The organism is Variovorax sp. J22R115 (genome assembly GCF_030317005.1).
In the GTDB taxonomy this organism is placed as follows: domain Bacteria; phylum Pseudomonadota; class Gammaproteobacteria; order Burkholderiales; family Burkholderiaceae_C; genus Variovorax.
The window spans coordinates 216,241-230,452 of record NZ_JASZYM010000014.1; the positions used below are offsets into that span (position 1 = coordinate 216,241).

Annotated in this window: 12 protein-coding genes; 5 read left to right on the plus strand and 7 right to left on the minus strand. The window is 66.1% G+C overall.

The annotated features are described in order from the left end of the window. Positions 1-9: 9 nt before the first annotated feature. Positions 10-5,943: an alpha-2-macroglobulin gene (locus QTI04_RS24665; RefSeq protein WP_286617873.1), complete on the plus strand. Its 5,934-nt coding sequence runs from the start codon at positions 10-12 to the stop codon at positions 5,941-5,943. A 22-nt stretch (positions 5,944-5,965) separates the two neighbouring features. On the opposite strand, the gene QTI04_RS24670 is transcribed toward QTI04_RS24665, so the two are convergent. The 5 genes from QTI04_RS24670 to QTI04_RS24690 form a co-directional block, all read right to left on the minus strand. Next, positions 5,966-6,547, minus strand: coding sequence for a hypothetical protein (locus QTI04_RS24670; protein WP_286617874.1), 582 nt, complete (start codon positions 6,545-6,547; stop codon positions 5,966-5,968). A gap of 43 nt (positions 6,548-6,590) precedes the next feature. Further along, complete coding sequence (locus QTI04_RS24675; protein WP_286617875.1) at positions 6,591-6,848, minus strand: hypothetical protein; 258 nt, start codon at positions 6,846-6,848, stop codon at positions 6,591-6,593. 81 nt (positions 6,849-6,929) lie between these two features. Then, positions 6,930-8,033, minus strand: coding sequence for a DUF2235 domain-containing protein (locus tag QTI04_RS24680; protein WP_286617876.1), 1,104 nt, complete (start codon positions 8,031-8,033; stop codon positions 6,930-6,932). A 28-nt stretch (positions 8,034-8,061) separates the two neighbouring features. After that, complete coding sequence (locus tag QTI04_RS24685; protein WP_286617877.1) at positions 8,062-8,619, minus strand: hypothetical protein; 558 nt, start codon at positions 8,617-8,619, stop codon at positions 8,062-8,064. 238 nt (positions 8,620-8,857) lie between these two features. Next, entirely contained in the window at positions 8,858-9,022 is a 165-nt protein-coding gene (locus QTI04_RS24690) for a hypothetical protein (protein WP_286617878.1), read from the minus strand. Between the two features lie 338 nt (positions 9,023-9,360). Between QTI04_RS24690 and QTI04_RS24695 the strand changes: the two genes are divergently transcribed. The 4 genes from QTI04_RS24695 to QTI04_RS24710 are packed head-to-tail and all read left to right on the plus strand — an operon-like array spanning position 9,361 to position 10,753. After that, positions 9,361-9,636: a DUF2277 domain-containing protein gene (locus QTI04_RS24695; protein ID WP_286617879.1), complete on the plus strand. Its 276-nt coding sequence runs from the start codon at positions 9,361-9,363 to the stop codon at positions 9,634-9,636. A gap of 25 nt (positions 9,637-9,661) precedes the next feature. Then, positions 9,662-10,066 (plus strand): PaaI family thioesterase, encoded by a 405-nt coding sequence (locus QTI04_RS24700; protein WP_286599346.1) that lies wholly within the window; start codon positions 9,662-9,664, stop codon positions 10,064-10,066. Between the two features lie 4 nt (positions 10,067-10,070). Continuing rightward, the gene (locus QTI04_RS24705; protein WP_286617880.1) at positions 10,071-10,337 is read left to right on the plus strand and encodes a hypothetical protein; all 267 of its coding nucleotides are present in this window, start codon (positions 10,071-10,073) and stop codon (positions 10,335-10,337) included. Next, on the plus strand, positions 10,334-10,753 hold the full coding sequence (locus tag QTI04_RS24710) for a GFA family protein (RefSeq protein ID WP_286617881.1): 420 nt from the start codon (positions 10,334-10,336) through the stop codon (positions 10,751-10,753). The genes QTI04_RS24705 and QTI04_RS24710 overlap by 4 nt, the downstream gene beginning before the upstream one ends. A gap of 3 nt (positions 10,754-10,756) precedes the next feature. Here the strand turns inward: QTI04_RS24710 and QTI04_RS24715 are convergent, their stop codons facing one another. Together QTI04_RS24715 and QTI04_RS24720 are read right to left on the minus strand one after the other, a co-directional pair. Continuing rightward, positions 10,757-13,327 carry a branched-chain amino acid ABC transporter ATP-binding protein/permease gene (locus QTI04_RS24715; RefSeq protein ID WP_286617882.1) on the minus strand — a complete coding sequence of 857 codons (2,571 nt, stop codon included), beginning with the start codon at positions 13,325-13,327 and terminating at the stop codon, positions 10,757-10,759. Then, positions 13,324-14,202: a branched-chain amino acid ABC transporter permease gene (locus QTI04_RS24720; RefSeq protein WP_286617883.1), complete on the minus strand. Its 879-nt coding sequence runs from the start codon at positions 14,200-14,202 to the stop codon at positions 13,324-13,326. Before QTI04_RS24720 ends, QTI04_RS24715 begins: the two co-directional genes overlap by 4 nt. Positions 14,203-14,212: the final 10 nt, after the last annotated feature.

Below are 14,212 nucleotides of genomic sequence, written 5' to 3' on the forward strand. Positions count from 1 at the left end.
AATACCCGTTTGAGCCCTTTGATTCCGAGTCTTCTGCTGGCCGCCGGCGCTTTCGTGGCCGGCCAGAGCCACGCGCTTCAGATCACCAGCCTGACGCCGCAGGGCGAAGTGGCGCGCATTCGCCAGGTCGTCGCGAAGTTCGACCAGCCGGCCGTCAGCTTCGGCGACCCCAAGGCGCCCGCCCCGATGGCTCTGAGCTGCGACGACGCGCAGGCGGCCAAGGGCACCGGCCGCTGGACCAGCGAGAAGCAGTGGGTCTTCGACTTCGAGAACGACCTGCCACCGGGCGTGCGCTGCACGGCCACGCGCGTCGCGGGCTTCAAGTCGCCCGCGGGCACGGCCCTCGGCGGCCCGGAGCGCTACCAGTTCAACAGCGGCGGCCCCTTCATCCGGCACTGGCAGCCGAGCTACGGAAAGATCGACGAGCAGCAGCTGTTCATGCTCGAACTCAACGGCGCGGCCACGCCGGAGAGCGTGCAGCAGAACGTCTGGTGCGCGGCCGGCGACATCGGCGAGCGCATCCCCGTCAAGCTCGTCGACGGCGAGCAGCGCACCGCCTTGCTCAAGGCCTTCGGGCGCGACAAGGAAGCCGAGAAGGAACCGCAGCGCTTCGTCACCCTGCAATGCAACCGCACGCTCACGCCGGGCAGCCGCGTGCAGCTGGTCTATGGCAAGGGCGTCGCCACGCCGTCGGGGGTGCTCAACAACGTCGAGCGGCGCCTCAACTTCGAGGTGCGCGAGCCCTTTGCCGTCTCCTTCAGCTGCGAGCGCGAGAACGCGCAGGCGGCCTGCCTGCCGCTGCGGCCGATGGTGCTGCACTTCAACGCGCCGGTCGCGCGCAGGCTCGCAGCGGAAATCACGCTCAAGGGCGGCGGCAAGACTGTCAAGCCCCGCTTCGACGAGAACGTCGCGAAGGACGCCGACGCGATCGTCGAATCGGTGAGCTTCCCGCCGCCCTTCGCCGAGCAGACGCAGTTCACCATCGAGCTGCCGCCCAAGTTCGAGGACGCCTCCGGCCGCGCGCTGGCCTCGCCCGACAGCTTTCCGATGAAGGTCGCCACCGGCGCGATGCCGCCGCTCGCGAAGTTCGCCGCGTCGCCTTTCGGCGTGGTCGAACGGCTGGCCGAGCCGGGCGGCGTGGCGCTCATGCCGGTGACCGTGCGAAGAGTCGAGCCCGCACTGCAAGTCCAGGCGCTGACGCCGGGCAAGGTCAGCGACATGAATCCGAAGACCGACGCGGAAATCATCGCGTGGTTCCGCAAGGTGCGCCGCTACGACAGCAATTACACCGTCACGCGCAAGCTGGCCGCACGCGACGTCAAGGGCACGCTGCCGAAGGTGATCGACAAGGACGACCGCGACGCCATCCAGACGCGCATGGTGTCGCTGCTCAACGGCCAGAACGGCGTCAAGACCCTGGACATGCCCAAGTCCGACGGCGCCGATCCGCGCCCCTTCGAAGTCATCGGCATCCCGCTCACGCCGGGCTTTCACGTTCTGGAGATCGCGTCGCAGAAGCTCGGCGACGCGCTGCTCGACGAACGCTACGGCAACGGCCGCACGATGTACGTGCGCACCACCGCGCTCGCCACCAATCTGGCCGTGCACTTCAAGCTGGGTCGCGAGAACTCGCTGGCCTGGGTGACGACGCTGGACAAAGGCAAAGTTGTCGCGAACGCCACCGTGCGCGTGTCCGGTTGCGACGGCAAGGAAGTCGCCGCCGGCACGACCGATGCACGCGGCCTGGTGCAGTTCACGGGGCTTTCCCCTGACGCTCCGAGCTGCAACAGCGAAGACGACTACAACGCGGACGCCTGGTTCGTCAGCGCTCGTGCGAAGGACGACGCGGGCGTCGAAGACCTGGCCTTCACCTGGAGCGACTGGCAACGGGGCATCGAGCCTTGGCGCTTCAACGTGCCGACCAGCCTGGACCCGCAGCCCGACCAGATCGCCCACACCGTGTTCGACCGCACCTTGTTGCGCGCTGGCGAAACGGTGTCGATGAAGCACCTGATCCGCACGCAGACGAGCAAGGGATTCGGCCTGCCCGGGACTTCGCCCGACACGCTGGTCGTGACGCACGTCGGCAGCGGCCAGCAGTTCACGCAGCCGGTTCCATGGCGCAAGACCGCGACCGGCGGCCGTAGCGGAGAGAACACCTTCCAGATCCCGCCCGGCGCCAAGCTCGGCGTCTACCAGGTCGAACTGCGCAGCGGCAAGGACGGCGACCAGCGCAGCTACAGCACAGGTCAGTTCCGCGTCGAAGAGTTCCGCCTGCCGGTGCTCGAAGGCCGTATCGCACCCACTGACAAGAAGCCGCTGGTGGCGGTAACTTCGCTGCCGGTCGACGTGCAGGTCAACTACGTGGCCGGTGGCGGCGCGGCCCAGTTGCCGGTGCACGTGTCGGCCATGGTGCGCGGCAAGCGGCTTGCGTTTCCCGACTTCGACGCCTTCAGCTTCGCGCCGCCCGGCAAGGAGAGCGCGAGCGACACCAGCGATGCGTCCGCCGACGACGCCAAGGTGATCGCCGACAAGCTGCCGCTCACACTCGACAGGAACGGTGCCGGCAAGCTCACGATCGACAAGATCCCGCCGACGAAGGCCACGCCGCGCGAACTTCTGCTCGAAGCCACGTACGCCGACCCCAATGGCGAAGTGCAGACCCTGCGCAGCACCCACACGCTGTGGCCCGCCGCCGTCATCGCCGGCATCAAGACCGAGGGATGGGTCTCGACCAGCCAGAAGCTCCGCTTCCAGGCGCTCGCGCTCGACCTCGCCGGCAAGCCGCAGGAAGGCGTGACGCTCAACGTGCGCGCCATCGCGCGCATCACCACCACCAGCCGCAAGCGCATGGTGGGCGGGTTCTACACCTACGACAACAGGACCGACGTCAAGGAGATCGGCACCGTGTGCACCGGCAAGAGCGACGCGCGTGGTCTGCTGCTGTGCGAGGTCGACCTGAAGGAGCCGGGGCAGGTTGAACTCATTGCCAGCGCCACCGACAAGGACGGTCGCGACAGCCGGGCAGCCAGCTCGGTCTACGTCACGCGCCAGGGCGAGCTCTGGTTCGGCGGCGAAGACCACGACCGCGTCGACGTGCTGCCCGAAAAGAAGAACTACCTGCCCGGCGAAGTCGCAAAGTTCCAGGTGCGCAGCCCCTTCCGCTTCGCGACCGCACTGGTGTCGGTCGAACGCGAAGGCGTGATCGAGACGCACGTGGTGCAGCTCAACGGACAGGACCCGACCGTGAGCCTGGTCGTCAAGCCCGAGTGGGGTCCGAACGCCTACGTGAGCGTGCTGGCGCTGCGCGGACGCCTGCGCGAAGTGCCGTGGTACAGCTTTTTCACCTGGGGCTTCAAGGCGCCGCGCGAGTGGTGGACGGCTTTCTGGTACGAGGGCAAGGAGTACGTCGCGCCCACCGCGCTCGTCGACCTGAGCAAGCCGGCCTACCGCCTCGGGCTGGCCGAGATCCGCGTGGGCACGCAGTCGCACAGCATCGACGTGAAGGTGGCGAGCGACAAGCCCACGTACCCGGTGCGCGCCCAGGCACAGGTGACCATCACCGGCAGGCTGCCCGACGGCAAGCCCGCGGCCGGCGCCGAAGTGGCGGTGGCCGCGGTCGACCAGGCCCTGCTGGAACTGATGCCCAACGACAGCTGGAGCCTGCTCGAAGCCATGATGCAGCGGCGCAGCTGGGGCGTGAGCACCTCTACCGCCCAGATGGAAATCATCGGCCGCCGGCACTACGGTCGCAAGGCCGTGCCCGCGGGCGGCGGAGGCGGCAAGAGCCAGACCCGCGAACTGCTCGACACCCTGCTGCTGTGGAAGCCCGCCGTGGTGCTCGACGCCAACGGACAGGCCACGGTGACGGTGCCGCTCAACGATGCGCTGACCACCTTCCGGATCGTGGCCGTGGCCGACGCGGGCACCGGGCTGTTCGGCACCGGGCAGACCTCGATCCAGGCCACGCAGGACCTGCAGATCATCAGCGGCCTGCCGCCGCTGGTGCGCGAGGACGACCAGTTCCGCGCCCAGATCACCCTGCGCAACACCACGCAGCAAGCCATGAAGGTCGAGGCCACGCCGCGCGCCACGCTCCTCACGCTCGAACCGCAGACGGTCGACATCCCGGCCGGCGAAGCCCGCGAACTCGCATGGACCGTGAGCGCGCCCGCGCAACTCGCGCAGACGCGTGTCGAAGCCTTGTTGTGGGAAATCGAAGCGAAGGACACGCTGTCGGGCGCACGCGATGCGCTGAAGGTGCGGCAACGCATCGCGCCCGCCGTGCCGCTGACGGTGCAGCAGGCGACGCTGGTGCAGCTCGACGGGCCTTTCACCATCGACGTGGCCCTGCCCGCCGACGCCCTGCCCGGCCGCGGCGGCCTGCGCATGTCGCTGCAGCCCCGGCTCGCCGAGGGACTGACCGGCGTGCGCGACTGGTTCGCTGCCTACCCCTACATCTGCCTGGAGCAGAAGGCCAGCAAGTCCATCGGCCTGCGCGACGGCAAGGCGTGGCAGGCGGTGGTCGCGCAGCTGCCGACCTACCTCGACGGCGACGGCCTCGCCAACTACTTCCCGCCACGCGACGGCGAAGCCAACCGGGGCAGCGACATCCTCACGGCGTACGTGCTCGCCGCCACGCACGAAGCCGCCGCGCTCGATCCGGCCTTCGCGTTGCCCGCGGCAGCCGTCGCGCCGATGGCCCAAGGCCTGACCGCTTTCGTCGAAGGCAGGATCCAGCGCGAGTTCTGGAGCCCGCGCAAGGACCTCGACGTGCGCAAGCTCGCGGCGCTCGAGGCGCTGTCGCGCTACGGCAAGGCACAGGGCCGCATGGTCGGCAGCATCACCATCGCACCGAACCAGTGGCCGACCAGCGCCGTGATCGACTGGCTCAACATCCTCAAGCGCGTGCAGGACGTGCCGCAGCGCCAGCAGCGCATCGACGAAGCCAGCAACGTGCTCAAGGCACGGCTGAGCTTCCAGGGCACCAAGGTGGTCTTCAGCACCGAGCAGGACGACTACTGGTGGTGGCTGATGACCAACGGCGACGTCAACACCGCGCGCCTGCTGCTTGCGGTAATGGACGACCCGGCGTGGAAGGACGACATCGGCAAGCTTGCCAACGGCTTCATTGGCCGCCAGCGGAACGGCGCGTGGCACACCACCACCGCCAACCTGTGGGGCGGACTCGCGCTGGAGAAATTCTCGAAGCGCTTCGAGAGCGCGCCGGTCACCGGCATCACCGCCGCGAACCTGGGCACGTTCAAGGCGCAGGTGGATTGGAGCAAGGTCGAGCGCATCAAGGCGACCGACACGTCCGGCGCGGCCAACCAGACGACCGCCTTCGGTGCTCCGGCATCGCCGGGCACGCTGCGCAACAACAGCATGTTCATTCCGTGGCCTGAATCGCCCGCCACGCCGGACACGCTGCTCGTCACGCAGAGTGGCACGGGCAAGCCGTGGCTCACGCTGCAATCGATCGCCGCGGTGCAGCTCAAGGCGCCGTTCGCTGCCGGCTATGCGATCACGAAGACCATCACGCCCTTCGAGCAGGCCGTGAAGGGCATCTACACGCGCGGTGACATCCTGCGCGTGAGCCTGGAGGTGAACGCGAGCGCCGACATGACGTGGGTGGCCATCACCGACCCGATCCCCGGCGGCGCCACCATCCTCGGCGGCGGACTGGGCCGCGACTCGCAGATCGCGACCCAGGGCGAGAAGCGATCAGGGCGCGGCTGGCCCGCGTTCGAGGAGCGCAGCTTCGAGGCCTTCCGCAGCTACTACGAGTACCTGCCCAAGGGCGTGGTGAAGATGGAATACACCGTGCGGCTGAACAACGTCGGCGACTTCGCGTTGCCGCCCAGCCGGGTGGAGGCCCTGTATGCGCCGGAGATGTTCGGGGAAGCGCCAAATGCGAGGGTGAAGGTGGAAGCTGTGAAGTAAGGTGTCGGCACACCGCGACGGCTCACTCCTCTACCAGCAGGTATTCGCCCCGGCCCGCCGCTCGGCGCGGTCTCGGCCCGACCTTCACGCAGAGCGCCCGCTCCTCGCCGCAGACTGACAATGCGCCGGAGCGGGTTGCGCGCAGGATGGATGTGCCGAATTCGGCCTTGCGAATTTCGCGCATGCTTTGCCAGGCGACAAACGCGCTGCCACTTGCGGCAAGCAGCGAGCCGATGGTCAGCGCAATCAGGCTTTTCCAGATGAGGCCGCGTTGCGCCAGGGTCAACGAGCGCCTCTGCTCGCCCAGCGCGTCGGCGGCCCATTTTGCGCGGCCGGTGGATTGTTCCAATTCTTGATTGAACCGCTCCAGTGCCTGATGGGCGCCCTGCGCAACCGCGGCCTGCGAACCGTGGCTGATCGCCTGCGTGGCCTGCTGGGTAAAGCGCTCGACGCCACCGTCCAGGCGCTCCACGCCCTGATGCATGGCCCCGGTCGTGGCTTCGATGCGGCGCATCGCGTCGGCGCTTCGCGCCTCGATCTGGCTGGCGATATGCGCCAGTTTCACCAGCAACTGCTGGACTGATTCGATGTTGTCCGTATTCATGGGGGACTCGTTCTTGTGCGTTGGCTGGATTCAGGCACGGCGGTCACATCCGCATCGCGTGCGGCTGGTGCGCGGGAGCTTCCTGCTGCTGGGCAGACTGCTGCCTCTGCTGTTGCTGCTGGGCCTCCTGCAAGGCCTGCAAGGCCTGCAAGGCCTGCTGAGCCTGCCCGTATTGATCCACTTCCTGCTGCCAGGCCTGCCCTTGCGGCGAGGCCATGAACTGCTGCGACGTGGTTTGAATCGCATGCTGCCACGCGGCGTTGCTGCCGCTCAGCGAGGCCGCATACAACTGGTCGATCATGCGGTCCAGGTCGCTCTTGGGTGTGACATCTGACTGCTGTGCGGGCGCGAGCGATGGCGCAGCAGTGTGGCGCTCCAGTTGCTACTCCAGCACGGGGCTCATCGGATCCTTGCCGAAGCACTCGCGCACCGGGACGACAAGGCATTGCGCCTCGGACCCCATTTCATTGACGTGGTCGCGCAAGCCGTCCGCGTCGTAGCCCTGGGTACGGTAGAAGAACGCGTGCTGCTCGGAGTGGTGAACGCGGTAGAGGTCCGGGTCTTCGGGCGCGATCCGCGCCTGCACGATGGGCGTGTCGCTGAGACGGTTGATGTACTGCGCCGCGAGGTTGTAGCTGAGCACGCCCAGGCCGTCGATGGCGTAGGTGTTGCCGATGTCGCTGTGCGCACCGCCCACGGTGGCGTTGAGCGCGCGATTGTCTTCACTGAAGCCGGATGGGATGTGGTCGCTGGACTTGAACAGGTCGCGGCGTTCGTCTGCCGCTGTGATCTGCAGGATGGACATCACCGAGGCTGGCAAGCGGCGGTCGTGTTCCTCGAGGCCTGTTGCTACCGGGTCCAGCAGCAGTGCGGCCTGGATGGTCTGGCCTGGAGGGACTAGGAGGGGCTTGGTGTATTCGGCGTGGATGATCAGGTTTTCTCCGTCGAGGACGATCTTGGCGCCTTCTGGATCCTGAATGCCACGCTCGTCGATCATTCGCATCAGGGCGGCCGTCTGTTCGGCACCACGGCTGAAGCCGATACCCATCACTCGGATCTGCGCATTGGGATCGTCCTTCAGCCACGCCTTTGCTTGCTCGCAGAACTGGTGATAGGCCTTCTCCGCTCTCCGCTCGAAGGTGTAGCCATTGATGCCATCCGGAATGCGCTTGAGCGGGTTGTCCTGGGTATAGATGCCTTCGACGTAGCCGCTGGCGAGGTTGGTGACGCCCTGATCTTTGAGGTCGCGAATCTGGCTATGAACCCGCGCCACGATGCTCTGGTTTTCAGGTGCGTCCTTGTACAGGCTGTTGCCGGTACCGTCCTGCGCGGCGATGTAGAGACGCTCGTGCGGATTGCCCGCGTGCAGCAACACTGGCATCCGCAGTTGCGCCAAGTCCGTTTCCGCGCGCGTGTAGCTTTGCAACTGCTCTTCAGTGGCCAGATCGGTGTCCGCGCCGTCGGGCTTCCTGTAGATGCTCCCCATGATTGATGCTCCCTGATGATCCTGTTAGTTAGTAGGTTTGGCTGAAAGCCTTGATCAAGTCATTGCGGAAATCGCTGTAGCGATTTCCAGGTACTTGCAGCTCTTTAGAAGAAATGTGCGCCCGCATGTAGACATTGATCGTGCGGTCATTCACTTCCAGGATGATTCCCGGTGTGATGCCGCTGGCATTCGTTGAAACCTCCTCGCGCTTGAGGTTGTGGCGGATCAGTTGATCCTTGAAGATCTCCGCCATGTCGATCTCGGCATGTAATGGCGTGCCGTCCTTGGAGCGCCAAGTGACGATGGCCGGTGGCGGAAAGTTGCGGATCGGACCGTAGCCGGCGCTGAGGTTGTTCGGGTACTTGGCGCCGATAGAGGCCGAGGACAACTTCAGTTCATCCTCGTTGTCGATCCGACGATAGTTGCCGTACTTCACATTGCAGCCGTAGGTGCTATAGCAAGACGCATCGAACCAGTGACCGGTGAACCGCAGTGGCCAATCCGCCACGACATTGGCGGACGACCCTTTCCCGGAAGCAGGCGTCACGCTGTCGGAAGGTTCAGGAGACTGGGCTGGATTGGTCATAACGGTCTGACATCCTGTCAATGCGAGTGAGGTGAGTAGTGCGGTGGCCCATGCGCGCCTTCGCGTCCATCGGTGTCGATTCATCGATGAGGCAGGCGGCCCTGCCGATCTTCGTATCGTGCGTCCGTCCGCCCACCACGAGCCTTGCTGGTGATCCTCAGTGGCCAGATCGGCGTCCACGCCGTCGGGCTTCCTGTCGACGCTCCCCATGATTGATGCTCCCTCTTGATCTTGTTAGTTAGTAGGTTTGGCTGAAAGCCTTGATCAAGTCATTGCGGAAATCGCTGTAGCGATTGCCAGGTACTTGCAGCTCTTTGGTGGAAATGTGTGCCCGCATGTAGACATTGATCGTGCGGTCATTGACCTCCAGGATGATTGCCGGCGTGATGCCCATGTCCCACATGACCGATGCTCCCCTTTTTCTCTGTCAATTTCTTTGAAGTTTGGATCGCAAATCATAGATGTTCAGAGCATGCAATTCGCGCGCACTCAAATCGACAATTCATTGACACTTGCGAATGAATTGAAGTGCAATCAATTCGGCCGTGCCACCAAGACAGGGAAAGATTCACCCCCGCCGTCGCGCGCCTGGACACCCCTCGCCATGGGGCAGCGAGGGAGCGAGAAAAAGTACGACGGCAGAATCCGGGCGGCCGAAGGCAGAATCAGGATCTGACCGCGCCGGCTTCGCGCAAAGCCGGGGCATGGCCCTTTGACGCATCCGATCGAATGGGAGCAACGATGTGTAGAAGTATCAAGACCCTGTTCAACTTCGACCCGCCCGCGACGGAAGAGGAAATGCGCGCCGCGGCGCTGCAGTTCGTCCGCAAGCTCAGCGGGTTCAACCACCCGTCCAAGGCCAACGAGGCTGCTTTCGATCGTGCAGTCGAGGACGTGACGGCCTCTGCGCGTGCACTCATCGAATCGCTGGTGACCACCGCCGACCCGCGGGATCGCGAGATCGAGGCGGCGCGGGCACGGGCCCGAACGGCGGCCCGGTTCGGCACGCCGCACTGAATCTCACCACTGCAAGGAAGCCACCATGCCAACGATCGAGCAAATCCAGCAGATGCTGGACCCTGTGTTCCCCGGGCTGATGGGCGTGCGCCTCGTCACGGTGGAGCCGGAACGCGTCGTCGCCGAGCTCAAGGTGCGTCCGGATCTGTGCACCATCGGCGGCATCCTGCATGGCGGGGCGTCCATGGCGTTTGCCGACACGCTCGGCGCGGTAGGCACGGTCGTCAACATGCCGCAAGGCAAGCGCACGACCACGACCGACTCCAGCACCAAGTTCATCGGCGGCGCGCGCGTCGACACGACCGTCACCGGCGAATGCGTGGCGCTCCACCGCGGGCGAACCACGATGGTGTGGCAGACGTCGATCCGGTCGGCCGAGGGCAAGCTCTGTGCGGTCGTGACACAGACGCAGCTCGTGCTGGACGCCTAGGTCCATGCGCACGCTCATCTTCATCCTCGGAGGCTTCGCGCTGTTCGGCGCGTGCGTGGGAGTGGCCAAGCTGATGTCCAACGGCCTCTCGGATTCGATGCGCATGGCGACGGTCGTCTTCGCGGCGCTCTGGTTCGTCATCGCCGCGGCCAACATGTGGGTCGGCGTCGCGAAGGCGGGCTATTCGTTCGCCGAAGAGTTGCCGATCTTCCTGCTCATTTTCGGCCTGCCGGTCGCAGTCGCCGTTGTCGTGAAGTGGAGGGTGCTGTGACGAACGAGTCAGATCCATGCCTGGAAGGCGGCTGCCAATGCGGCGCCATTCGTTATCGGATCACCGGCAGTCCGGTGATGGCGGCCTTGTGTCATTGCTCGATGTGCAGGCGCGCGAACGCGGCTCCAGCGGTCGCATGGGCGATGTACGAGCAATCGCAAGTTTCGTTTCTCGCTGACGAACCGACGCGCTACGAGTCTTCTCCCGGAGCGGTGCGCAGCTTCTGCGCGCGATGCGGCACGCAGATCAGCTTCGTGGCGGACTACATCCCGGGACTGATCGACATCACGATCGGCAGCCTGGACGATCCCGAACAGGTCGCGCCGACCTTTCACTACTGGGAGTCGAGACGCCTGCGATGGGTGCAGTTTGCCGACGCGCTGCCTCGCCACGCGGAGTTCCCTCCGATCGAGTGAGCGTCACTGCGCCTGTCCCGGGGCCTCTCCGGCACCCAGATAGGCCCGCGCCAGCGCATCGTCGCTCGCGATCTGCTCCGCGGTGCCCTGCGCGACGATGCGCCCTCCTTCGATCACGTAGGCCCTGTCGGCCAGCGCCAGCGCGAGACTGGCCATCTGGTCGACCAGCAGGATCGTCATTCCCTCCTCGCGCAGCACGTCGAGCGCCGCGAAAAGCTCGGCAATCACCTTCGGGGCAAGACCTAGCGAGGGCTCGTCGAGCAGCAGGATGCGCGGTCGCGCCATCAGCCCGCGTGCGATGGCCAACATCTGTTGCTCGCCGCCCGACAGCAGACCCGCGCGCTGATGCTGCCGCTCGCGCAACCGCGGGAAGCGCCGAAACATGTCCTCGACCCTGGCTTCGAGACCGACAGGCTGGCGAAACGCACCGAGCCGGATGTTGTCGACCACGCTCAACTCCGCAAACACCTGCCGTCCTTCGGGCACCAGGACCAGGCCGTGTTGCACGATGAGTTCCGCGGCCAATTGCGAGAGTTCGTGGCCTTGCAGATGGATCCCTCCCTGCACCGGCCGATGCAGGCCCGCCAGCGAACGCATCAACGTCGACTTGCCCGAACCGTTGGCGCCGAGCAATGCGACGACCTCGCCGCCACGGACCTGAAGATCGATGCCATGCAGCACAGGCTCGGCGCCGTAGCCGGCGACCAGCGAGCCGACGCCCAGCATCTCGTCCGCGGTCTCCGCAAGCGTCGTCGAGGGCCTGCGCTCGATCGCGTGGTGCGCGAGATCCTCACCCAGATAAGCCTGCCGCACGCGCGGATCGGACCGCACCTCGCCCGGTGCGCCCGCAGCCAGATGCTGGCCTGCGTCGAGCACCACCACCCGATGCGAGATGCCCATGACCAACTCCATGTCGTGCTCGACCAGCAGCACGCCGACGCCGGCATCGGCGATGTGCCGAAGCAAGGCTGCGAGGCGCTCCTTGTCGCCGCGTGAAAGGCCGGCCGCAGGCTCGTCGAGCAACAGCACTTGCGGGTCCGTCGCCAAGGCACGCGCAATTTCCACCAGGCGTTTGTCCACGTGCGGAAGATCGGCGGCGCGAGTGTGCGGATGGCCTCGATAGCCGCAGAAGTCCAGCAGTGCACGGGCCTGCGTACGGCACTGCGGCGCGCTGAAACGACTCGCGCCGAAGAGCATGCCGAGCGAGCCCCGGCTCACGGCCAGCGCCACGTTGTCCTCGACGCTCAGGCTGCCGAAGAGCTGGGATGTCTGGTAGGTGCGCGCGATGCCGCGTCGCGCAATCGCATGCGACGGCAAGCCTCGGAGCGAATCGCCCGCGATCTTGAAATCGCCTCCGGTGGGCCTGTAGAAGCCACTCAGCATGTTGAGCACGGTCGACTTGCCGGCGCCGTTCGGGCCGATCAGGCTGGTGATGCGGGCCGGCGCCGTTTCGAAGCTCAGATCGCTCGCAGCGCGTACGCCGCCGAACTGCATCGAGAGCCGATCGGACACGAGAGCGCTTCGGGAGCGGGCACGCAGCGGGGTCGCGTTCAACGGAGTTTTTTCCACGGGTAGCACTTCTTCACCGACAAGGCGCCGGCGAAGCTTCTCCCACAGGCCCACGGCGCCATCGGGCGCAACCCACAGCACGACGAGCAGCATGGCACCGAAGAACAGCAGACGGTATTCCTCCAGGCTCGAAAGCACCTCCGGCAGGAGCGCCACCAGGACCGCTCCCACCAGCGGCCCCGCGATCGACCCGGACCCACCGATGACCACCACCAGCACGAACAGGATCGACTGGCCGAAGCCGAAGGTGCTCGGCGTGACGAAGCCCGACAGCGGCGCGAACAGACCGCCGGCCACGCCGGCCGCCACTGCGGAAATCGCGAACGCGACCGTCTTGACGACGAGCGGATCGATGCCGACCGACTCGGCCGCCGTTTCGCTGTCGCGCACCGCGCGCATCGCTGCGCCCCAGGTTCCGCGCGACAGCCAGGTAAACAATGCCAACGACATGCCGGCGGTGACGATGGCCAGCATCGCCATCGCCTTTTCGCCGCCGACGCCGAACATCGCCGGCGCAGCGATGCCCATGATCCCGTTCTGGCCGCCCGTGAGATCACGCATTTCGACCACGCTGTGCTCGACGATGAAGCCGAAGGCGATGGTGATCATCGCGAGGTACGGCCCCTTGACCCGCAGCGCCGGCAATGCGAGCAAGGCCCCCATCGCCCCGGCGAGCAAGGCCGCGACGGGCCAAGCCGCCCAGAAGCTCCACCCGGCCTTGGTGGTGAGGATGCCCACCGCATAGGCCCCGATGGCGTAGAAGCCCACGTGGCCGAAGGAGACCTGTCCGGTCAGCCCCTGCAGCACGTTGAGGCCGATGCCGGCGATCGCCAACAGCGCAACGTTGGCCAGCACGAAGACGTAGTAACCGTTGACGCTCGCCGCTGCCGCCAGCCCCGCGGCGAGCAGAACGAGCACGGCGGCGATCTGGCCCGAGGAGCCCAGACCCAGCAAGCGGTCGTTGACCGTCGAAGACCGCAAGGGCGATGTCAGCACGGCACTCATACCTTCTTCACCTCCGCCCGGCCGAAGAGCCCGTTGGGCCGCAACGCCAGCGCCACGATCACCAGTCCGAAGCTGATGATCTGCGTGTAGCTAGAACCCAGCGTCGACGTGATCAGCGATTCCAGGATGCCGAAGAGCAGCCCCGCGATCATCACGCCCCACGGGCTGCCGATGCCGCCCAGGATCGCGACCGCGAAGGCCTTCAGGCCGAACAGCGTGCCCATGTCGGCGTTGACGTTCAGCAGCGGCGCGATCAACACGCCCGCCACGCCCGCGAAGACCGCCGACATCGCGAACGCCAGCGCGACGACGCGCCGGATCGGGATGCCCATCAACCGTGCCGCGTCGCGGTTCTGCACCACCGCGAGCATCGCGACGCCCCAGCGCGTGCGGCGCGACACCGCATGCAGCAGCCCCGCGAGCAGCAGCCCGACGATGGGAATGACGATCTGCAACGGATACACGCCCAGTTCCACACCACCCACAGTCACCGGCGACACCGCCAGTGGCGACGGCAGGCTGCGCGGCTCCTTGCCGAAAGTGAACAGCACCAGGTTGTCGAGCACGATGCCGAGGGCCACCGTGGCGATCAGCCATGCGTTCGAGCCCCGGCTCGCAAAGGGCCGCACGGCGAGGAACTCGACCACCAGCCCATAGAGCGCGCACCCGCACAGCGCCAGCACCACGGCCGGAACCAGCGGCCAGCCGAGCGTCTGCGCGAAGGTGAAGGTCAGCACCGCACCCAGCATCATCGAACTGCCCTGTGCAAAGTTGACCGTGCCCGACACGGCATAGGTCACGTAGAACCCCAAGGCCATCAGGCCATACATGCTCCCCAGGCCGAAGCCACTGAGCAGCGCGGACAACATCGACATCGTGCGTGGA